Annotated in this window: 19 protein-coding genes, 1 tRNA gene and 1 pseudogene; 11 read left to right on the plus strand and 10 right to left on the minus strand. The window is 69.9% G+C overall.

Annotated features, from left to right (window positions below; all coding sequences use genetic code 11):
• Positions 1-267 precede the first annotated feature (267 nt).
• From IE252_RS36245 to IE252_RS36260, 4 genes are read right to left on the minus strand one after another with little or no spacing between them, the layout of a single operon-like run.
• Complete coding sequence (locus IE252_RS36245; RefSeq protein ID WP_190093732.1) at positions 268-570, minus strand: hypothetical protein; 303 nt, start codon at positions 568-570, stop codon at positions 268-270.
• Complete coding sequence (locus IE252_RS36250; RefSeq protein WP_190093733.1) at positions 567-833, minus strand: DUF7848 domain-containing protein; 267 nt, start codon at positions 831-833, stop codon at positions 567-569. Before IE252_RS36250 ends, IE252_RS36245 begins: the two co-directional genes overlap by 4 nt.
• Positions 830-1,045, minus strand: coding sequence for a hypothetical protein (locus IE252_RS36255; protein WP_190093734.1), 216 nt, complete (start codon positions 1,043-1,045; stop codon positions 830-832). Before IE252_RS36255 ends, IE252_RS36250 begins: the two co-directional genes overlap by 4 nt.
• Positions 1,046-1,065: 20 nt before the next feature.
• Positions 1,066-1,281 (minus strand): hypothetical protein, encoded by a 216-nt coding sequence (locus IE252_RS36260; RefSeq protein ID WP_190093735.1) that lies wholly within the window; start codon positions 1,279-1,281, stop codon positions 1,066-1,068.
• A 99-nt stretch (positions 1,282-1,380) separates the two neighbouring features.
• Between IE252_RS36260 and IE252_RS36265 the strand changes: the two genes are divergently transcribed.
• Together IE252_RS36265 and IE252_RS43570 are read left to right on the plus strand one after the other, a co-directional pair.
• Positions 1,381-2,583: a helix-turn-helix transcriptional regulator gene (locus IE252_RS36265; protein WP_190093736.1), complete on the plus strand. Its 1,203-nt coding sequence runs from the start codon at positions 1,381-1,383 to the stop codon at positions 2,581-2,583.
• A gap of 772 nt (positions 2,584-3,355) precedes the next feature.
• Entirely contained in the window at positions 3,356-3,898 is a 543-nt protein-coding gene (locus IE252_RS43570) for an Hsp70 family protein (RefSeq protein WP_229849015.1), read from the plus strand.
• Positions 3,899-4,212: 314 nt separating this feature from the next.
• On the opposite strand, the pseudogene IE252_RS36275 reads toward IE252_RS43570, so the two are convergent.
• From IE252_RS36275 to IE252_RS36285, 4 genes and pseudogenes are all read right to left on the minus strand, one after another.
• A pseudogene (locus tag IE252_RS36275) lies at positions 4,213-5,067 on the minus strand (phage major capsid protein); the annotation flags it as partial.
• A gap of 13 nt (positions 5,068-5,080) precedes the next feature.
• The gene (locus tag IE252_RS43575; protein ID WP_229849017.1) at positions 5,081-5,521 is read right to left on the minus strand and encodes a hypothetical protein; all 441 of its coding nucleotides are present in this window, start codon (positions 5,519-5,521) and stop codon (positions 5,081-5,083) included.
• Positions 5,514-5,765, minus strand: coding sequence for a hypothetical protein (locus tag IE252_RS36280; protein WP_190093738.1), 252 nt, complete (start codon positions 5,763-5,765; stop codon positions 5,514-5,516). Before IE252_RS36280 ends, IE252_RS43575 begins: the two co-directional genes overlap by 8 nt.
• Positions 5,766-6,181: 416 nt before the next feature.
• The gene (locus IE252_RS36285) at positions 6,182-7,885 is read right to left on the minus strand and encodes a recombinase family protein (RefSeq protein ID WP_190093739.1); all 1,704 of its coding nucleotides are present in this window, start codon (positions 7,883-7,885) and stop codon (positions 6,182-6,184) included.
• Between the two features lie 47 nt (positions 7,886-7,932).
• Here IE252_RS36285 and IE252_RS36290 point away from each other — a divergent pair, with 47 nt between their 5' ends.
• The 8 genes from IE252_RS36290 (at position 7,933) to IE252_RS36325 (ending at position 17,091) form a co-directional block, all read left to right on the plus strand.
• Positions 7,933-8,022 (plus strand): metallopeptidase family protein, encoded by a 90-nt coding sequence (locus IE252_RS36290; protein ID WP_506417301.1) that lies wholly within the window; start codon positions 7,933-7,935, stop codon positions 8,020-8,022.
• Complete coding sequence (locus tag IE252_RS36295; RefSeq protein WP_229849018.1) at positions 8,019-8,519, plus strand: fluoride efflux transporter FluC; 501 nt, start codon at positions 8,019-8,021, stop codon at positions 8,517-8,519. The genes IE252_RS36290 and IE252_RS36295 overlap by 4 nt, the downstream gene beginning before the upstream one ends.
• Positions 8,516-8,878, plus strand: a complete 363-nt coding sequence (locus IE252_RS36300) for a fluoride efflux transporter FluC (protein WP_190093740.1) — start codon at positions 8,516-8,518, stop codon at positions 8,876-8,878. The genes IE252_RS36295 and IE252_RS36300 overlap by 4 nt, the downstream gene beginning before the upstream one ends.
• A 166-nt stretch (positions 8,879-9,044) precedes the next feature.
• Positions 9,045-9,605, plus strand: a complete 561-nt coding sequence (locus IE252_RS36305) for a hypothetical protein (protein ID WP_229849019.1) — start codon at positions 9,045-9,047, stop codon at positions 9,603-9,605.
• A 230-nt stretch (positions 9,606-9,835) separates the two neighbouring features.
• Positions 9,836-12,058: a DEAD/DEAH box helicase gene (locus tag IE252_RS36310; protein ID WP_190093741.1), complete on the plus strand. Its 2,223-nt coding sequence runs from the start codon at positions 9,836-9,838 to the stop codon at positions 12,056-12,058.
• A 229-nt stretch (positions 12,059-12,287) separates the two neighbouring features.
• Positions 12,288-15,242: an FG-GAP repeat domain-containing protein gene (locus tag IE252_RS36315; protein ID WP_229849021.1), complete on the plus strand. Its 2,955-nt coding sequence runs from the start codon at positions 12,288-12,290 to the stop codon at positions 15,240-15,242.
• A gap of 85 nt (positions 15,243-15,327) precedes the next feature.
• Positions 15,328-16,905 (plus strand): amino acid permease, encoded by a 1,578-nt coding sequence (locus IE252_RS36320; protein ID WP_190093743.1) that lies wholly within the window; start codon positions 15,328-15,330, stop codon positions 16,903-16,905.
• 113 nt (positions 16,906-17,018) lie between these two features.
• Positions 17,019-17,091: transfer RNA gene (locus tag IE252_RS36325), tRNA-Lys, on the plus strand.
• A 133-nt stretch (positions 17,092-17,224) separates the two neighbouring features.
• Here IE252_RS36325 and IE252_RS36330 read toward each other — a convergent pair.
• Together IE252_RS36330 and IE252_RS36335 are read right to left on the minus strand one after the other, a co-directional pair.
• Positions 17,225-18,739 (minus strand): site-specific integrase, encoded by a 1,515-nt coding sequence (locus tag IE252_RS36330; protein WP_190093744.1) that lies wholly within the window; start codon positions 18,737-18,739, stop codon positions 17,225-17,227.
• On the minus strand, positions 18,736-19,452 hold the full coding sequence (locus IE252_RS36335) for a helix-turn-helix domain-containing protein (RefSeq protein WP_190093745.1): 717 nt from the start codon (positions 19,450-19,452) through the stop codon (positions 18,736-18,738). The genes IE252_RS36330 and IE252_RS36335 overlap by 4 nt, the downstream gene beginning before the upstream one ends.
• Before the next feature lie 130 nt (positions 19,453-19,582).
• On the opposite strand from IE252_RS36335, the gene IE252_RS36340 reads away from it, so the two are divergent.
• A complete protein-coding gene (locus tag IE252_RS36340; RefSeq protein ID WP_373298673.1) occupies positions 19,583-19,777 on the plus strand; it encodes a hypothetical protein in 195 nt (64 codons plus the stop codon).
• The last annotated feature ends 106 nt before the right edge of the window (positions 19,778-19,883 follow it).

Genomic DNA, 19,883 nt, shown 5'->3' on the forward strand with positions numbered 1-19,883 from the left:
TCGATCTCCCGCACCCGCACACGCTCGGCCATCCCACCATTCTGACCGCCAACTGCCACCCAGCAGACCCATGTTGGGGCAAACGTCACCTGATGCGGCACTAGTGCCCTGGGAGCGGAGCTTGCCCCGAACCCCGTTGGCCGTTTCGATCCGTAGCCGAGAACCTGAACGGCCAACGGGGCCGGGAGTGTTAGAGGCGTCTGGCCATCAGGGCCACGGTCACGATCCACAGGACCGCGCCGAGCGTGACGGCCAGAGCCTGGCGCTTCACGCGGGGGCCTGTCCGGCGGGACTGTCCGCCCTCCACCGCTCCTTGCGGCCCTCCCGGCGCAGCTCCTCCACCCCGGGAACGTCCACGACACTGATCGTGGCCACCACGGTGCTGAAGATCGTGTGGCCGCTCTCCAGGGCGTGGTCCTCCAGGACCGTGTGGGCCGCGATGAAATCCGCAGTGACCTCCTGGTTCCATCCGCATCCGTCCGCCAGGCAATCGGCGCTGAACCCGGCGCCCTGGCCGTCGGGGAACTCGGCCATGCGGGCCAGGGCCGCCCGCAGTAACGGGTGAGTCATCTCGCACTCCCCGCCCGGGACACGGCGGCCCCGTTCGCACGGGTCACCAGCGACACTTCGGACCACTGGCGTTCGAACCGGTCGTGGCCGGGGCGGAGGCCGGTGTGGGTCATGCACGCTTCGTCCCCGGCCGCCAGGTCACCGGTCGGAGCAAGCTCCCACCCGCACGTGGCGGCCAGGCACCGGGCCGTCATGGTGACCTCCGCCTCCGGGTGCCGGCCGATCCGGTGCACGGCGTACGTGAACAGGGCTTTGGTGCTCACGCTCTGCTCCCCTGCGTCAGCGCGGATGTCTTCGGCGTCTGCGTGTGGGGGTGGTTGCCGATGTGGGCGTTGCAGTCCGCCACGGCCTCCCGGTCGCCCCTCTCGCGGGCGTCGGACCGCAGGTGCGCCATGTCCCGGCAGATGACGCACTCCGGATGCGCGAGCGGTTCCAGGTCGGGCCGGAGCGGCAGTCCGCCGGTCACCTCCGGCATGCTCGATCGCACCGCCCACATCAGCGGCCACCGCCGACCGGTCCCATGGGCCGGAGCGCGGCGCCCAGCTCCTGCGGCGTCGGGTCCCTCAGCGTGTCCGGGCGGACCGACCACTCCAATCCCCCGCCCGGCGGCCGGAGGTAGACGCTCCCCAGGTAGGAACCGACCACCTCCCCGACCTTCCCGGAGCGGTCAATCATGTAGCGCGCCGCCTGCGCCGGTTCCTCCTGGCTCATGTCGCTATCCCCTCGGCCGTTGTGGGCCTTGATCGTCCTGCTACCGAGGAATGCCGACTAGCGGCCCCGTGTAGGCCAGCTGTCGGCCAGACTGGGCGCATGTCGGGGAACATCGGGGCCAACATCCGGCGCGAGCGGGACCGGTGCGGGTGGAGTCAGGCACGCCTAGCACGGGAGGTATGCCGCGTTGCCGGGGTTCAGGGCGAACCGGTAGGCCGCCAGGAGGTCAGCCGATGGGAGACGGGAAAGCGCAAGCCTCGCGAGTGGTTGCCGTTCATCGCTGCCGCTCTCGGCATCCCCGTGGGCGCGCTCACAGAGCCGCAGAAGCCCGCTGAACCCCCGTTGCCGACGCTCGCTGACTACTTGCCCACCGGTGATCCGCTAGCGCCTCTCAGCGCCCGCGCGGGGCGCCGTATCGGCATGGGGCAGGTAGACGACCTACAGCAGCGCGTCCACGGGCTCAGGCTTGCTGATGACGTTCTGGCTGGTGGTGACCTCATCCGTCCCGCGCTCCGCGAACTCCGGTCGGCAGTGAAGCTCTACCGAGAAGGCAGCCACAGCGGGGAGGTAGGCCGCGAACTCCTGCGACAAGTCGGCGAGTTGGCGCAGATTGCCGGATGGATCGCCAGTGATGCTGGACAGTACGCAGAGGCGGAGTCGATCTACCGGCTGGGGCTCAGTGCCGCACGGCAGGCAGAGGACGACACGTTAGCCGGGAATCTCGCCGGGTCGCTCGCCTACCAACTCAGCAATACAGGCCGGGAGGTTGAGGGCATCCAGCTTGCCCGTGCCGCTCTCGACGGGGCTGGAACGGATGCACCCGCCAAGGCTCGCGCGCTGTACCTCGATCGGGTCGCATGGGCGCACACCAAGGCTGGTCAGGCTCAGCCCGCCATGCGGGCGCTCGGAGAGGCCAGCGAGGCGCTGAGCCAGGACAGCGAAGGGAGCGCGAGCCCGCCCTACCTGTATTGGGTCGACTCCGGGGAACTACAGGTCATGGAGTCTCGCGTCTACACGGAGCTACGCCGACCACTCCGGGCTGTTCCACTGCTCCGCGACGTGCTCGGCCGGTACGACGCCACGCACACGCGGGAACTCGCCCTGTACCTGTCGTGGCTCGCCATCGCGCTGGCGGACGCCAACGAGCCCGAAGAAGCGGCAGCCACGGCGGAGCGGGTCATCACGTTGAGCGCGGACGTGGCCAGCGAACGGACGGCTGAGCGCGTCCGGGTCGTGCTGGCACGACTGGACGACTACCGAGACATTCCGGAGGTTCGGGCGGTACTCGACGGCGCCGCGTGAGCGCGAAGAGGCCCCGGCTCCGGCGCCTGGAGGGGCAACGGAGGCGGGGCCTAGGTAGCGAAAGCGCCGTTAGGGGCGCTTGTGGGCCGGGGGTGAACCCCCTTAATTGGGCGTTTCTACTGGTCAGGCCGTATGCGAGGCGTCAGGCAAGGGGTCCAGGCGGACCCTGGAACCCGTACAGGGACCGAGGCGGTATCACGCTTCGATGCTTCTCAAGATCCAAAAGGGGGTCACCCCCACCCAATTCAGACATCAGAGTCAAGATGATGAAATCGAACATTGATCACTGACTGTGATTGAGCCCAATTCGGATGACCATCAAGCCAGGTCGCCAGGATGCCGACGCTCCGGACGGGTACGCCGTGGCCCCTGCCTCCGCACCCTGGCCACCGCAGCCTCGTGCGCTGTCTTGCGCGAGTGGTGCCAGGCGCAGAGCGCCTGAAGGTTCGTCACGTCGTGGTTGTCACCAGGCTCGATGTGGTCCACGTCCGTACCAGGCTCGGGACACCGTGGGCCGTCCAGCAGCCTGGCCACGCACTGATAGCCGTCACGCCGCAGGACAACCGCACGCCGCTTGGGCAGTCGCTGGGCAGGCGTGAGCGCCGGTCGCTGGTCTCCCACGCCACGCGAACCTCCAACAGGCCTACGTGGCAGCACCTTTACGCCACTCTGTCGATTCCCGGCCGTTCCGCCGAGAGTCACTGTCTAGTGACGCTGCGTCCTGCGACGCTCTGACCAGGTCGACAAGGGGTCGACCTGGGAGGGGACGCTCATGTCATACGAACAAGTCACGTCCGAGGCACCCGACGGGAGCACCATCTCGGCGCAGATCACCGTGACTCAACCCCGCGCCGTCACCGAGACCCGTAACGCACTGCTCGCGGCCATTGCTCGCGAAGCCGAACTCGTCACGGAGCGGTCCGAAGGCCGGTCATCGGCTGCACTCGTTGAACTCGTGCGTGCCTTCGAGTCGGTGTCGGTGTCAGAGCGGCGGCTTCGCGACCCCGGAATCGACGTTGCCGGTATCCACGACGTGATTTTGGTCGGCGGCCAAACCCGCATGCCCCTGGCTCAACAATCCAGCCGGATCATCCCGGCCGACCAGGTCAAGCCCGAGGACATCGGCACGCTGGCGATCGAGTACCGCGACGACCAGCCCGTCGTTGTCGTCAGCGGCGGGAAGTACATTCCGGCGAGCCTGACGGTCGTAGGCAACTCCGGTGAGCCGCGCGCAATGTTCACCGCCCACGACAAGTACAACATCGCGCCTCTGGCATTGTTCGAGATGCCAATGGAGGAGGAGCGACGCCGATAGCCAACCCGGGCGAACCTGTGACACCAATCATGCGAGCGCCCCGAACTCCGTACGCGTCTTCAACCCATGGCACCCGTGACACAGCACCTGAACGATGCTGTCTATGTCCTCGCCACCGAGGGACAGCGGGCGCACATGGCCCGCGTCCACCCCGTCGCCGGCGCCCCGGTAAGTCAATCCCCCATCGCAGCCGCGTAAGCCGGTCAAGGGGTCCGCATGGACGGTCGCTCCGGCCGTCTCTCGGGGCAGTGTTCCCACAGCCCCGCCGGGCCGGGTACTTGTGAAGGCCCGGCGGTGGCGCGAATAGCGTGACATCAGGCCGCGCCCACGGTGATCTTCTGGATGGCGGCCGGGTGAGGGAAGGCTCCGGCCGCCCGCATCGTGGCCTTCACCGCGACCTGATCGCTCGTGAACTTGGCGTCAGTGGACACGTCCACCCGCACGTCCCGCCGCATAACCACCATGACCCGATCCTTGGGCAGGCCCCAGATCGTGCCGGGCTTCACCGCACTGCACACATGGAGCGGAACACCAAGGATTGTGCGGCGAGTTGGGAGAGTCGGGTCGTTCCCCAGCAAAGGCACGTTGGAATCCTTGCCCTGCTTTAGCTTCCCGAGCGCCAGGGCGTCACTGGGATGAGCGACGAATGCTGTCAGAGTCGCGCCCTGCTCCTCGGCCTGGCTGATCGCGGTCAGGAAGGCGTCCGCGTTGTTGATCGTGGCCCCGGCCTTCACCGTGCCCACGCCGGACACAGCCTCCAGGCCTGGCGGAGCTGGCGCCGGAAGAGCGTTGAAGAACGCCGAATCCAGGGCTCGGGCGATGGAGCGGGCCAGGCCATTTCCGATCATCTGCTGCGCCGCCGGATTGGAGTCCTCGGACAGTTCGCTGGAGACGATTGACAGGCCAGCGAGCTTGGGCGGGGTGATCACAAGTTCGCCCAGGGCAGCGTCCGAGGGGGCTATCTCGGCGCCCTCCGCCACGTAACTGGCGCCCGCGTCGGTCTGCACCACGGGGATGCGAACGGTGGTGCTGGTGGTGGTCAGTTGGGTGGCCACCTGGAGAGCCACGCTCTCTCGCTCCACGGGCTGAACAATGAGCGGCCCGTAATCGTCAGGGGTGATGCCGCCGACACCGGCGGAGCTGGTCAGTAGAGACATACGGTTCTGCTCCTGGTCGTGGTGGTCAGCGGAGTCCGCCGACGATGGTGGCGCCCTGGCCGTGCGCTCGGTTCTGGCGGGCTCGGGCGAACAGGCGGTCCCAGGTGACGGCCTGGCGGTCGCCGCCGGTCGGGTCCAGGCCGCCGTTACCAAGGCGGACGGGCCGGGCGTGGAATGCCTCCGCCAGGGCCTTGGCGTGCGCCTCCCGGGCGTCGTCGTCATCTCCCTGGATCAGGGCCGCGAACACGTCGGGAAGGCTGTACTTGCGGCCCAGGCGTTCGCGCTGGAGTTCCGTCTCCCGTTCCGCCGCTGCCTCTGCCTGACCCCGGTAGCGAGCCTCTTCCTCCCTTGCTTCCGCCAGTTCGGCCCGAAGCCGTTCGGCCTCCGTCTCGGTCGAGTCGCCAGGCTCTGGCGAGAGTGGCTGCTCATCAGCCGGAGCGGGCGGAAAGCCGCCCGGCTCAGACATGGGCGTTCACCGCTTCATGCTGGGCTCCGTAAATCGGCCGCCGGGCGTTGCGGACTTCTGCGTCTGTCAGCACGCCGTTTGTGAACGCCTGCTCCACAGTCATGTTCAACTCCCGCGCGGCGGAATCCCGCAGGGCGTAGAACTCGGCGGCACGCTCACTCTCACCCAGGCCGTTCGCCAGGTGGAGCGCGTCGGAGAGAGCGGCGATTACCCGTCGCAGTAGGTTGATTCGTTCGGCCAGCATGGGTAACCCCCGTGTGAGTAGCGGTATGCAGACATGCAAAAACCCCACGACCCGAGGTGCCGGGACGCGAGGTTGAGTGGCCATTTCATGCGCGCCACAGAAGGCGCTCCCGGTGCCGCCGGGTGAGGGAGCCGAAAGGTAGGCGTCCTCACTCACATAAACTGAGAGCCGTTACAGTCAGCCCCTGTCTGACGCTCCCGCTCCTCTCGGCAGAGTGCAGCAGAAAAGTTGCTGCCAGATCCTTCTTTTTCTACACACACATGGAGAAAGAAGGGCCGGGCAGCAACTTTTCTGCTGCACTCCACCCGCTGGGCCTTTGGGCGCTTACTTCGGCGGGGAGTGCCGGTACCGGCGGATGCCGAAAAAAGGCCCGCCTCTCCCCGATGGGGACAGGCGGGCCTGTGTGGCGCCAGGTGCTACACGGTCTCGTCAGAGAGCGTCAACGAAACGCCGATATCCGTCGGCTCCGGGTCTCCCACCCACCAGAACCGGAACCGGTCAATGGACGGCTTCACGCCGGAGGCCGGGGCTTTGAAAAGCCATGCCTGTTCCAGAACCAGGCCGAGGATGTCTCGCTTCGTCGAGAGATCCCACCCCTCCCACGCCTCTTCGAAGAGCACTGAATCCCGCAGGAACGTGATGTCCAGGGCCGTGCCGGTAGGCAGGGACTGAAGCTCCTTCTCGTACGTCGTCAGCCGCTCATTCGCGGCGTCGTAGCGGCCCCGGAATCGAGCCTCACCCCGTGCTCCCGGGAACAGGCCGCTCAGCTTCTCCTCCTCCAGGCGGTCCAGGAACTGCTCCTCCTCCTGGATGCGGGCCTCCAGGTCGTGGCGCCTGGCCGCGTGCTCGGGGTGCCGCAGGTCGTTCCACCGCTCCGCGATGGCCAACAGGGCGGGGTGATCGTCCTCCAGGGCGTTCAGTCGCGTGACCATGGCCTGGGTCACGAAGTGATCCGCGTGGGGGCCCTTCATCAGGGTTCCGGGGCACCGCCCGCTGAAGTGGCGGCGGATGCAGCGGTACCGGGGCCAGGGCTTCCCGTTTCGGACGTAGTACGCGTCGTACGACTCGCGGGACCCGCACTCGCCGCAGTGGAGGTAGTCGGACAGGAGCCCGGTCACCCGGCGGCCCGTGTCCCTGGACTTGGTGCTGGGGACCGCCGACCGCTTCCAGTGGGTGGGGACGCGCTCCCCGAACATCGCTCTGAGCCGTGTCCAGTCCGCCAGAGAGATCACCTTTGGGCCGACACGGACCATTTCTCCGCTCTGCGAGTGTCGGTATATCGCGCCCTTGTGCGGCAGGTGGCCGGTCATCACGGGTGACGTGACCAGTTGGCGCACGACGGGCCAAGACCAAGAGTTGGGCGACTTCAGAGGCTTCTCCCGGAGCTTCTGGGCCTTCAGCGGCTCCCCCTTGGCTTCCAACTGGGCAATGCGGATCTTGCGGCTTGCCCAGCGCGGAGCGTCGTGGCCCTGGGCGTTCACCCAGGCCGCTACGCCCCGCAGAGTCGCGGGCTTCTTCGGGTCCAGGAGCTTCTTCACGACCGCTCGGATGACCTTGGCCTCCTCTTCGTGGAGCTCCAGCTTTCGCTCGGGGGTGACCAGGAAGCCGTAAGGGCGCGGCCCCATCCAGCGGCCCCCGTCCCGTTCGTCCGCCCGGAGGTCCGTGACCCGGATGGATGTGTTCTTGCTCTCTTTATGGGCCTGATGGGCGGCCAACATGAGCTGGAGCTCCCAGCCCTCGTTGTTCGAGTCGATCCCGTCCGCGATCGATATGAAGCGGCAGCCGGTCTCGTAGACCACACGGATGATCTCCGACGCCTGGGGGATGCCCTGGCGTGTAGCCCGGTCCACTTTGAAGACGATCAGCACGTCCGCCAGGCGCTGGCGGAGCATGTCCAGGGCGGCGTCCCAGTCGGGCCGGGACACGTGGGGAAGGAATCCCGATTTGTCCTCGTCCTTCAGGACCTTGATCACTTCCGCGCCCAGGTCCTCCGCCTTGTTGCGGCCCGCCTTCTCCTGGCGCGGGATGGACGTGGACGTGTCCGTGAGATCCGAGATCCGCAGGTACAAGATCGCGCGCAGCACTGCCGTGACGCGCGAGAATGGTTCCCGTGGTGACATGCAAGCCTCCCCTTCGCCCCCAGTACGGCCGTGGTCACGGCCCAGAAGTGGTTACTGATGGGCGTTTCTGCGTGCACGAGATCGCCCACCACTTCGGCATCGACGACGAGCGGCTGCACGCCCTGGGCTACGGGTGAGCGAGCGCCCGGAGGCCATCGACCCGGACGTCGACCTCCACGTTCCCGACCAGCGCGCCGAGACGGTCGGCGGTGCGAAGTGGCCGGTGCTCGCGGTGATCTCGGCGGGCGGGGCGCTGGGGGCGAGCGCCCGGTACGGGCTCGCGCTGGCCTGGCCGGTGCCGGTGGGCGGCTTTCCCTGGTCGACGCTGGCGATCAACGTCCTGGGCTGCGCCCTCATCGGCGTCCTGATGCCGCTGATCAGCGAGGGGGGACGGCGCGCCCACCACCTGGTGCGGCCCTTCCTCGGGGTCGGCGTGCTCGGCGGCTTCACCACGTTCTCGACGTACGCCGTGGAGGTCTCCCGGCTGCTCGCCCGCCAACAGGCGGGGCTCGCGATGGCGTACGCGGCCGGGACGCTCCTCGGGGCGCTCGGCGCGGTGTCGCTGGCGGCGACGGCGACCCGGCGGGCGCTGGCCGCGCGGACGGGGGCGGAGTACGGGGTGCGCACGCCGTGACCTGGCTGCTGGTGATCGTGGGCGCGGCCGTCGGCGCGCCGCTGCGGTATCTGACGGACCGTGCGGTGCAGGCCCGCCACGACTCGGTGTTCCCCTGGGGGACGTTCGTCGTCAACGCGGCCGGGAGCCTGCTGCTCGGCGCGCTCACCGGCGCCGCCGCCACCACGGACACGTACGCGCTGCTCGGCACCGGACTGTGCGGCGCGCTCACCACGTACTCGACGTTCTCGTACGAGACGCTCCGGCTGGCCGAGCGCGGCTGGCGGTTCCTGGCGGCGGCGAACGTGGCGGCCTCGGTGCTCGTCGGGCTCGGCGCGGTGTTCCTGGGGGCCGGGCTGACCGGCGGCACTCTGGCGTAACGCGACCGGGTCCGCCCCCGACCTGATCGGGTGGGACCGGATTCGCCGTCGCGGGACCACCCGTCGGAATCTCGTTCGTACGGGCGGGTCCTCGGGCGTGTCCCCGGCGGGGAAAAGGGAGTTGGGCACGGCGACCCTGCCCCGCCCCGCGCCCCGGAGGCCGCTCGTGCGCCAGTTGTCCGCCCCCGTCCGTTTGGCCGTGACCGCGCTGGTGGTCGCGGCGTCGGCGGGCTGCATGAGTGTGAGCGACGACGGGAAGGCCCCCAAGCCGTCGGTCTCCGCCGGGCACGAGGGGGCGGCGGCCGAGTCGGACGGGGTGGCCGCGGTCTCCGCCGGGACCGGCAAGGGCCGGCCCGGCAAGCACGGCGCGAAGGCGTCCCCCGGCGCCTCGGCGGCCCCGAGCCCGAGCGGGTCGGCGGCGCCCGGGGCGGGCCCGGTCTCGCCCGGCGGGCACCCCCGGCCGCAGAACCCGCCGCCCCCCGGCGGCGGCACCGCGGGCGGCCCCTCCGCGCCCCCGCAGCAGCCCTCCCCGCCGCCCGCCTCGCCGACCCCGCCCGAGCCCCCGGCCAGCACGCCGCCGCCGGACCCGCCGGTGACCCCCAAGCCGAGCGACTCGCCGTCCGCCTCCCCGGCCGCCGACACCCGCACCACGGCCCTGCGCGACCTCGGCGACGGGTCCGCCTCCAGGACCGAGCCGGCGGCATCGCCGCAGGTGGGGCCGGTTTAGGAGGGGGGCGGCGGGGCCGGTGTGAGGTGGATCGCAGGGGAGCGGTTTGACCTCCTGTGGGGGGAGTGCGTATGGTGGTAGATCGTTTGATCCCATTGCCCGGCGCCGACACAGAAGAGCGCCGTGTGGCGCGTACTCTCCCTAGCCGTGGCTGACCGCATTGAGGCGGTCGAATTGCGATTCACGGAGTTTGGGCGCGTGCCGAGACTCCGGAAGGTTTCGCATTTCGCATGTCCATTTCCAGTTCTGACCACGCTGTCATGCCCGAGAACGACGAGATCACCGAGATCGTCGCCGTCGACGAGGCCGTCGAGACCGAGATCACCGAGGTCGTCGAGGCCGACGAGGCCGCCGAGCCGACCGTCACCTTCGCGGACCTCGGTCTGCCCGAGGGCGTCGTGCGCAAGCTCGCCCAGAACGGCGTGACCACCCCCTTCCCGATCCAGGCCGCGACCATCCCGGACGCCCTGGCCGGCAAGGACATCCTCGGCCGCGGCCGCACCGGCTCCGGCAAGACCCTCTCCTTCGGTCTGCCGACCCTGGCCCAGCTGGCCGGCGGCCACACCGAGAAGAAGAAGCCCCGCGCGGTCATCCTGACCCCGACCCGCGAGCTCGCGATGCAGGTCGCGGACGCCCTCCAGCCGTACGGCGACGTGCTCGGCCTGAAGATCAAGGTCGTCTGCGGCGGTACGTCGATGGGCAACCAGATCTACGCCCTGGAGCGCGGCGTCGACATCCTCGTCGCCACCCCGGGCCGACTGCGCGACATCATCAACCGTGGCGCCTGCTCCCTGGAGAACGTCCAGGTCGCGGTCCTCGACGAGGCCGACCAGATGTCGGACCTGGGCTTCCTGCCCGAGGTCACCGAGCTGTTCGACCAGATCCCCGAGGGCGGCCAGCGCATGCTCTTCTCCGCCACCATGGAGAACGAGATCGGCACGCTGGTCAAGCGCTACCTGAAGAACCCGGTCAGCCACGAGGTCGACAGCGCCCAGGGCAACGTCACCACGATGACCCACCACGTCCTCGTCGTGAAGCCGAAGGACAAGGCGCCGGTCACGGCCGCCATCGCCGCCCGCAAGGGCCGCACGATCATCTTCGTCCGCACCCAGCTGGGCGCCGACCGCATCGCCGAGCAGCTCGTCGAGGCGGGCGTGAAGGCCGACGCGCTGCACGGCGGCATGACGCAGGGCGCCCGTACCCGCGTCCTCGCGGACTTCAAGGACGGTTACGTCAACGCGCTGGTCGCCACCGACGTCGCCGCCCGAGGCATCCACGTCGACGGCATCGACCTGGTCCTGAACGTGGACCCGGCCGGTGACCACAAGGACTACCTGCACCGCTCGGGCCGTACCGCCCGTGCCGGCAAGTCGGGTGTCGTGGTCTCGCTGTCGCTGCCGCACCAGCGTCGCCAGATCTTCCGGCTGATGGAGGACGCGGGCGTCGACGCCTCGCGCCACATCATCCAGAGCGCCGGCGCCTTCGAGCCGGAGGTCGCCGAGATCACCGGTGCGCGTTCGCTCACCGAGGTCCAGGCCGACGCCTCCGACAACGCGGCCAAGCAGGCCGAGCGCGAGGTCGCCCAGCTCACCAAGGAGCTGGAGCGTGCCCAGCGCCGCGCCGCCGAGCTGCGCTCCGAGGCCGACCGTCTGGTGGCCCGCGCCGCCCGTGAGCGCGGCGAGGACCCGGAGGCCGCCGTCGCCGAGGTGGCCGAGGCCGCCGAGGCCGAGGTCGCGGCCGCCGTCGTGGCCGCCGAGCCGGTCGCGCAGGAGCGCGCCGAGCGCCCGGCGTACGACCGTGACCGCCGTGACGACCGGGGCAACTTCGAGCGCCGCGACCGTCGTGACGACCGCGGTGACCGTGGTGGCTTCCGCCGCGACGACCGCCCGTCCGGTGGCTTCAACCGCGACCGCAACGACCGTGGCTTCGAGCGTCGTGACGACAACCGTGGTGGCGGCTTCCGCCGCGACGACCGCCGTGACGACAACCGTGGCGGCGGCTTCAACCGCGACCGCAACGACCGTCCCTCCGGTGGCTTCAACCGCGACCGCAACGACCGCGGTTTCGAGCGTCGTGACGACAACCGCGGTGGCGGCTTCAACCGTGACCGCAACGACCGTCCCTCCGGCGGCTTCCGTCGCGACGACCGTCCGTCGGGCGGTTTCAACCGCGACCGCAACGACCGTGGCTTCGAGCGTCGTGACGACAACCGTGGTGGCGGCTTCCGCCGCGACGACCGTGGCGACCGTCCCTCCGGCGGCTTCCGCTCCGGTGGCGGCGACCGCCCGTTCAACCGTGACCGCAACGACCGTCCCGCGGGCGGCTTCCGCTCCGGCGGCAGCGGCGACCGTCCCTACGGCCGCCGTGACGACCACCGCGGTGGCGGCGCCGGCTCGAACACCGGCTCCTTCGGGCGCCGTGACGACAAGCCGCGCTGGAAGCGCAACGGCTGAGGCTGAGCCCCAGTAGCAAATGAAGGGCCCGTACGGCACCCACCGGGTGTGGTACGGGCCCTTCCGTTTGCCCCCGTAATCCCACGTCGCAGGACGTGCGGCTGCTGTTAGGGTCAAACCACTCATGGGGGGTTTCAGAGAGCCGGGGGGCTTTTCTGCGCAACGCTGTCGCGCCACACACCGCGCGCCGTGCGCCCTCCCATGCCTGAACGGCTTCGGGAGCATCAACTTGAGACGTCACACACTCGTACGGAACGCGATCGCCGCGGTCACGGCGCTCGGCATCGCGGCCGCCGTCGCTCCGCTCGCCACGACCCCGGCCTTCGCGGCGGACGCCCCGGCGGAACTCACCGTTCCCGCCGAGCGCACGCCCGACTACAACGCCACCGTGATCAACGGCGCGGGCGAGACCGGCTATCTGTCCGGCTGGACCCAGGTCGGGTTCAACTGGACCTCGTACGCGGACGGCTCCACCGCGCCGGTCGCCATGCCGCAGGGCATGACCACCGCATGGGGCACCGGCACGGACACCCTCGTCCTGACCGGCAAGGACGTCGCCTCGGTCGTCCAGCGCAACATGAAGGACGGCTCGCAGCGGACCCTGGCGCTGCCCAAGGGCCAGCTGTTCGCCGGGACCTTCGGCGACGTCGTGGTCACCGACGGCCCACTCGGCATGCGCCTGCTGACCTGGGAGGACGGTGCGGTCAAGGAGACGGCGGTCAGCGGGGCCGGGCAGCTCCACTCGCTCTACACGGGGAACAAGGACGGCATGTTCGTCCAGCGGGACCTGTCCGGCATGACCCAGATCTGCTGGCTGGGCCGCGACGGGATCGCCCGCTCCACGCACCTCCAGGCGGAGCAGTTCGACAACGGCAAGATCGAGGTCGGCGGCGACCGCGCGGTCCAGTGGACCAAGGACGGCAAGGCCACGGTCTGGAAGACCTCGGACTTCTGGGCGTCCACGGACCAGCTCACGATCGGCGGTTACGACAACTCCCAGCTGCTCGGCGCGGTCGGCGACAACGTCCTGGTGGCGCGCCGCGTCTCCACCGGCGGCCAGGAGCGGTACTCCTCGCTCGACTACAAGGTGGTCGCCGTGCCGCTCAAGGGCGGCCCCGAGCGGGTCGTCCTGGAGAAGGCGTCCGCGATGGCCCGCTTCAAGCCCGACGGGACGATGCTGATCGGCGCGGTGGTCGACGGCCACCAGGGCGTGTACGCGGTGGGCTCCGCGCTGGACGTCACCAAGGTCCGCGAGTCGCCCGCCCTCACCTCGGTGCCGACCGCGCTCGCCCTGGCGCAGGGCCGCCTGAACACGGTGGACCGGGTGCCGGGCGAGGACGGCCCCGAGGCGCGGCTGCGCGGCATCGACCTGTCGGTCACGGGCCCGCTGACGGCCGGTCAGCGCACCGACCGGGGCGCGGACACGACCGGTGAGACCCCGGAGATCCAGGCCACCGGCGACGGCCGCCTGGTGTACCGGCTCGCCGACGGCACGGTGAAGGTGCTCGACGAGGGCGCCAAGCTGCCCGCGCGCACGCTGGCCGTCAAGGCGGACGAGCTGCGGGTGTCGGGCCGTTACGCCGCCACGCACCGCCAGGGCGAGCAGCTCCGGGTCACCGACCTCGACACGGGCTCGGTCGTCTACACCGGCGTCAACACCCGCACCTTCGCCCTCTCCGGCAGCACGCTGTGGACCGGCGGCGAGCCGGGCGTGGCCCAGGCGGTCGACGTCCGTACGGGCAAGGCCACCGGCAAGGGGATGTCCGCCCCCTGCATGATGACCTCCCTCCAGGCCCAGGGCGGCGACGTCTACTGGGAGTGCGACCGGGACAAGTCCGGGGTGTACGACACGGCGGCCGACAAGAACATCGAGCTGCCCGCCCACCAGGGCGCCCTGCTCGGCGACGGCTTCGTCGCCTGGCAGAAGGACGGCGAGCTGAGCGTCACGGACCTGCGCGGCACCACCGGCACGCACAAGGTCGGCAAGCCCGCCGTGGCCAAGCCCGGCCAGGGCTGGACGGTCGACCGCTTCGGCGGCGCGGTGGCGTACGTGGACGCGGCCGGTGACACGCACGTGGCCCCGTCCGGGGTGCAGAGCGCTCCCGTACGCGCGCTGGACGAGGACTTCCCGGCGACGGTCGACGCCAAGTCGGCGGCGCGGACGGTCCGTTGGTGGGCGTCGAAGCCGCTGGTGTCGTGGGACCTGAGCCTGGTGGACCTGGCGACACGCAACACGGTCCGCACGGCCACCGGCCAGGAGACGCGCGGCCAGGTCCGCCTGGACTGGGACGGCAAGAACTCCTCCGGCCAGGACCTCCCGGCGGGCAAGTACGCCTGGAACGTGACGGCGGTCCCCGCCGACGGCGGCCCGGACCAGACGTTCACCACCCCGTTCGAGGTGAAGGCCACCGCCGCGGCCCCGCGCGACTACGTCGGCGCCGACGGCCTGGGCGACCTGCTCGCCGTCACCCCGGCCGGAGTCGCGGACTTCCGCGCGGGCGGCGACGGCAAGGTCGACGCGAAGGTGTCGGGCAGCGGCTGGACGGGCGCGAACGAGGTGTCGGCGGCGGTCCCGTTCGACGACGTGGACGGCGACGGCAAGAACGACGTCCTGGTCCGCCTGACGAGCGGCGAGCTCCGCGCGTACAAGCCGGGCGGCAAGGCGCTGACCCCCTCCACCCCGTACGCGAAGATCGGCTCGGGCTGGAACATCTTCGACGCGCTGACGTCCCCGGGTGACATGACCGGCGACGGCCGCGCGGACCTGCTCGCCCGCGAGGCGTCGAGCGGCGACCTCTACCTGTACGAGGCGAACGGCGCGGGCAACTTCAAGTCCCGCGTGAAGATCGGCACCGGCTTCCAGAACTACCTGCCGGCGTCGGGCGCGGGTGACGTGAACGGCGACGGCAAGGCGGATCTGCTGGCGCGTGACGCGGCGGGTGTCCTGTGGCTGTACCCGGGCACGGGCAGCGGTGCGCTGGCCACGCGGGTGAAGGTCGGTGGTGGCTGGCAGGTCTACAACGCGCTGGTGGGCGCGGGCGACCTGAACGGCGACGCCAAGCCGGACCTCCTCGCCCGGGGCACGGACGGTGTGCTGTGGGCGTACCCGGGTGACGGCAAGGGGAACTTCGGCGGCCGGGTGAAGGTCGGCGGGGGCTGGCAGATGTACAAGTTCCTGTTCTGACAGCTGCGCTGTCCAACGCCCCTGGGCCGATTTTTGGCCAACAGTTGGCGCATGTCATGCCCCCGGCGAGGGAATCGCTGGGGGCATGACAAGTGACGCGAGTACGAATCCGGACGCCCAAGGGGCTCCGGACGGTCTCGGTCCGGCGGGCGGCGGCGCGGTGAGCGGGAGCGGGGTCGCCGCGGCGGCCGGCGGCGCGACGTCCGACGAAGAGCGGCTGGCGCAGCTCGGCTACACCCAGGTGCTGGCCCGCCGGATGTCCGGCTTCGCCAACTACGCCGTCTCGTTCACCATCATCTCGGTGCTCTCCGGCTGCCTGACGATGTACGCGTTCGGCATGAACACCGGCGGCCCGGCCCTGATCACCTGGGGCTGGGTCGGGGTGGGCCTGATGACACTGCTGGTCGGCCTGTCGATGGCCGAGATCTGCTCGGCGTACCCGACGTCGGCGGGCCTGTATTTCTGGGCGCACCGGCTGGCGCCCGAGCGCAGCGCGGCGGCCTGGGCCTGGTTCACGGGCTGGTTCAACGTGCTCGGCCAGGTCGCGGTGACGGCCGGGATCGACTTCGGGGCGGCGTCGTTCCTGGGCGCGTACCTGAACCTCCAGTGGGACTTCGAGGTGACGCCCGGGCGGACGATCCTGCTGTTCGCGGCGATCCTCGTCCTCCACGGCCTCCTGAACACCTTCGGCGTACGGATCGTGGCGATCCTCAACGGCGTGAGCGTGTGGTGGCACGTGCTGGGCGTGGCGGTGATCGTGGGCGCGCTGACCTTCACACCGGACCACCATCGCTCCACGAGCTTCGTCTTCACCCACTACGTGAACAACACGGGCTGGGGCAGCGGCTTCTACGTGGTCCTCATCGGCCTCCTGATGGCCCAGTACACCTTCACCGGCTACGACGCCTCCGCGCACATGACGGAGGAGACCCACGACGCCTCGACGGCGGGCCCGCGCGGGATCGTGCGCGCGATCTGGACATCCTGGATAGCGGGCTTCGTCCTGCTCCTGGGCTTCACGTACGCCATCCAGTCGTACGACGACGAGCTCGGCTCGGCGACGGGCGCGCCCCCGGCCCAGATCCTCCTGGACGCGCTCGGCGCGACGACGGGCAAGCTCCTCCTGCTGGTGGTGATCGGAGCCCAACTGTTCTGCGGAATGGCCTCGGTGACGGCCAACTCCCGTATGATCTACGCCTTTTCGCGCGACGGCGCGCTCCCGTTCTCACGCGTCTGGCACACGGTGAGCCCCCGCACCCGCACCCCGGTGGCGGCGGTCTGGCTGGCGACGGCGGGCGCGCTGGCGCTGGGCCTGCCGTACCTGATCAATGTGACGGCGTACGCGGCGGTGACGTCGATAGCGGTGATCGGCTTGTACATCGCGTACGTGATCCCGACGCTGCTGCGCCTGCTGCGGGGCGAGTCGTTCGAACGCGGCCCCTGGCACCTGGGCCGCTGGTCCCGCCCGATCGGCGTGGCGGCGGTGGCCTGGGTGGCGTTGATCACGGTCCTGTTCATGCTGCCCCAGCTCTCCCCGGTGACCTGGGAGAACTTCAACTACGCCCCGGTCGCGGTCCTGGTGGTCCTGGGCTTCGCGGCGGTGTGGTGGACGGTCTCGGCCCGCCACTGGTTCCTCCGCCCCCCGTCCACCCCACCCCGATGACCTGCGCATCCACGCCCCACTGACCGCCGAACGGGCCCCACCGGGCCCGGAAGCCGATACCCGATCGGCTGCCGGGCCCCGTCGGGCTATGCTGCGGGGGTGCGGTATGCCAAGGGCCATTAGCTCAATTGGCAGAGCAGCGGACTTTTAATCCGTTGGTTGTCGGTTCGAGTCCGACATGGCCTACCGGGTGCAGGCAGGGGAAAACCCCTCTGACCTGCGGCGGAGCGCCCCAGCCGGGAATTACTGGCTGGGGCGCTCGGTCGTTTCGGGGTCCGTGCGTGAGCGATGCGTGAGCGGATGCGCCGTCAGGGCCTGGTCAGGAGGCGGACGGGCGGGCACGAGGTATCAGCTTCGCCGCCGCTTCGGCCGCAGCCTGGTCGATCTCGGGGAGCAGGCTCGTGTACGTGTCCGAGGTCAGCGTGATCGTGGAGTGCCGCAGCGTCTCCTTGATCGTGTGGAGGTCGCCACCGCCCCCGTGCGTGAGCGTCGCGGCGACGTGCCGGAGGTCCCGGAGGGTGATCGGCGGCAGGTCGGTGGTGGCGAGGATCCGGCGGAAAGTCGCGGAGGCCGTCTCGGGGTGGAGCCACGAGCCGTCTTCCTGCGTGAAGACCTTGCCGGTCGCCTTCCAGGCGTCGCCCCACTTCTCGTGCTCCGCGTTCTGGCGTTCTCGGTGCGCCCGCAGTACGGCAACGTTCAGGCTGTCGAGCGCGATGGTGCTCGCGCTGCCGTCCGTCTTGGGCGCCGATTCGTACGGGTCCCAGCCGTCGACGACCAGCTCCTTGGCCGGGGTGATCTGACCGGCGTCGAGGTCGACGTCCGTCCACTCCTGGCCGACGCCCTCGCCGCGCCGCAGCCCGCGAGAGCCCATGAGGTGGAAGAGGGGGTACAGGCGGTCGCCCTCGGCGGCGTCGAGGAAGACGCCGAACTGGGCCGGGGTCCACACCATGACGGCGGAGGGCTTCTCGCCGGTCGCTCGCCAGCGCGCCACCCGCTCATCGGTCCACAGGAGAGGCTTGGGCCGCTTGCCCGACTCCAGCTCGACGTGGGAGGCCGGGTTGAAGGTGATGTACTGTCGACTGATCGCGGCGTTGAGGGCCGCCCGCAGGGTGCGGCGGATGCTCTGGCGGGTCGCTGGGCCGGTCTGCCTGCGGAAAGGTTTCATCTCCGCGAGCGCGGCCCGCTCCCTTACCAGTCGCTCGCGCTCGGCCGCGACCGGACGTCCCGGCTTGCTCGGCTTGCACCGGGCGATCTGCGCGACCCGGGCCGCGTTCTCGGACGCGATCGCTTCGTTCTCGTCGGCGATCGCGTCGAACATCTCCACCAGGTGGCCGACGTTCAGCCGGTCCAGACGGACGTGGCCGATTCGGGGCTTGAGGTGGACGCGGATGTGCGAGGCGTACCCATTGACGGTGGTCTTGCGGCTCTTCTTGCCGGCGAGCCAGATGTCCAGCCACTCGCCGACGGTCATCTTGCCGACGAGGTTCTGCCCGGCGCGCAGCCTGCGCCGGGTCTCCTCGATATCGGGGAGCGGGGCCTTCTCCTCGACCACCTGCTCCAGCAGGGCGACGATCCGCGCGAGGTCCTCGGGCTCGTCCGCGTCGGCGAGCGCCAGGAGGGCGCGTATGTGGTCGAGGTCGGCCTGGGCGGCCTTCGAGGTCTCGTAGCCGCCGCGACTGAAGGACCGGCGTGTGCCGTCTTCGCGGGGCGGGAGCTCCTGGCGTACGGAATAGGTGCCGTGCTTGCGCCCGGAGAGCTTGGGGCAGCTCTTGCCGAGCGGTCTGCCTGTCTTGGGGTCGCGACAGGAGCAGCGGCGGTAGGTGGAGCCCTTCAAATGTCCTCTTTCTCAGGGTGCTTGGGGGGTGGAGCCTGGCCAGGTGGGTCGACGTCCGAGAGTTCGACGGGGAGCCGGGGCGGTGTACCGCCGTCCTCGCGGATGGTGATGCGGAGTTGGCGGAGCCGGTACTTGGCCAGGACGGCTAGCTCGTCGTAGTCGGCCTGGGCGCGCTGGGCCTCGTCGCGTTTAGCGGTGGTGGTGGCGGTCTCCGCGTTCCAGCGTTCGCGCCGTGCGCCTTCCAGGGCCGCGAGGGCTGCCTGTTGGTCACTGGCGTGGGCGTGGAAGCGGCGGAGCATGGAGTCCCTGATGCCCAAGCCCTCCGCCTCGCCGCTGAACCAGTGGATCGCCGTCCAGGGCGACACCGGTTCCTCGAAGGGGAGTCGGTGGACCTGCTCGACATACCCGATGGGGTAGAGCAGGCAGATCGGAGGCGTGCGCAGGGCCTCGGCCAGGACCATGATCTCCACGAGGGGAATCACGGCGCGGCGGCCGGACTCCATGTTGGCGATGACGTTGCGGGGGATCGGGTAGCCGATCTCCTCGCACTTGTCGGCCAGGTCCTGGGCGCTCATCCGCAGCGCCTTCCGGCGGCGCCGGATCTCGGCCGCCACGGTCGCCTGGACGTGGTCGGCCCACTTCGGGCCGTAGACCTCATCCTCGTATTCGTCGTCTTCGTCATGGAACCCATCATCGAAATCGGGTTGTGTCATGCCAACACAGTAGCTCTGGGCACAGTTGTTTTCATGCCGGGAGCCGGACGTGATCGCCGCGTTCGCCGAGGGCTCAGTCGTGGATGGAGTGCGTGTGCGCGAGGACGAGATCGCCGGCCGGTCGAAGGGGATGAGTCGGGAGGAACTGCTGGCCCTGCCCGCTGCGGTTGACCTGGAGACCGGCAACCGGGCCCTGGGGCTGGGGCGGAGCAAGGGGTACGACATGGCCAAGTGCGGCCAGTACCCGTGCAGGGTGCTGCGGCTGGGTAACGCCTACCGGGTGGTGACCGCCGACCTGCTGAACCTGCTGGGTCTGGCCGCATGAACGCGCGGCCCCGTAGCAGACGCTTCTGCGCTGAGCTGACACAGAAGCGCTGGACTGCGGCGGGGCGTGGACGTACGGTTCGTGGTCCCTCGTCGGGGCCGACGGC

Source organism: Streptomyces melanogenes (genome assembly GCF_014649795.1).
GTDB lineage: Bacteria > Actinomycetota > Actinomycetes > Streptomycetales > Streptomycetaceae > Streptomyces > Streptomyces noboritoensis.

What these genes read in the sequence shown, in the direction of transcription:
- IE252_RS36255 (WP_190093734.1), bottom strand. Translation starts at nt 1,045, where the DNA reads ATGCCGGAGGTGACCGGCGGACTGCCGCTCCGGCCCGACCTGGAACCG.
- IE252_RS36335 (WP_190093745.1), bottom strand. Translation starts at nt 19,452, where the DNA reads ATGACACAACCCGATTTCGATGATGGGTTCCATGACGAAGACGACGAA.
- IE252_RS36280 (WP_190093738.1), bottom strand. Translation starts at nt 5,765, where the DNA reads ATGCTGGCCGAACGAATCAACCTACTGCGACGGGTAATCGCCGCTCTC.
- IE252_RS36265 (WP_190093736.1), top strand. Translation starts at nt 1,381, where the DNA reads ATGTCGGGGAACATCGGGGCCAACATCCGGCGCGAGCGGGACCGGTGC.
- IE252_RS36320 (WP_190093743.1), top strand. Translation starts at nt 15,328, where the DNA reads ATGACAAGTGACGCGAGTACGAATCCGGACGCCCAAGGGGCTCCGGAC.
- IE252_RS43570 (WP_229849015.1), top strand. Translation starts at nt 3,356, where the DNA reads ATGTCATACGAACAAGTCACGTCCGAGGCACCCGACGGGAGCACCATC.
- IE252_RS36260 (WP_190093735.1), bottom strand. Translation starts at nt 1,281, where the DNA reads ATGAGCCAGGAGGAACCGGCGCAGGCGGCGCGCTACATGATTGACCGC.
- IE252_RS36310 (WP_190093741.1), top strand. Translation starts at nt 9,836, where the DNA reads ATGTCCATTTCCAGTTCTGACCACGCTGTCATGCCCGAGAACGACGAG.
- IE252_RS36340 (WP_373298673.1), top strand. Translation starts at nt 19,583, where the DNA reads ATGAGTCGGGAGGAACTGCTGGCCCTGCCCGCTGCGGTTGACCTGGAG.
- IE252_RS36285 (WP_190093739.1), bottom strand. Translation starts at nt 7,885, where the DNA reads ATGTCACCACGGGAACCATTCTCGCGCGTCACGGCAGTGCTGCGCGCG.
- IE252_RS36245 (WP_190093732.1), bottom strand. Translation starts at nt 570, where the DNA reads ATGACTCACCCGTTACTGCGGGCGGCCCTGGCCCGCATGGCCGAGTTC.
- IE252_RS43575 (WP_229849017.1), bottom strand. Translation starts at nt 5,521, where the DNA reads ATGTCTGAGCCGGGCGGCTTTCCGCCCGCTCCGGCTGATGAGCAGCCA.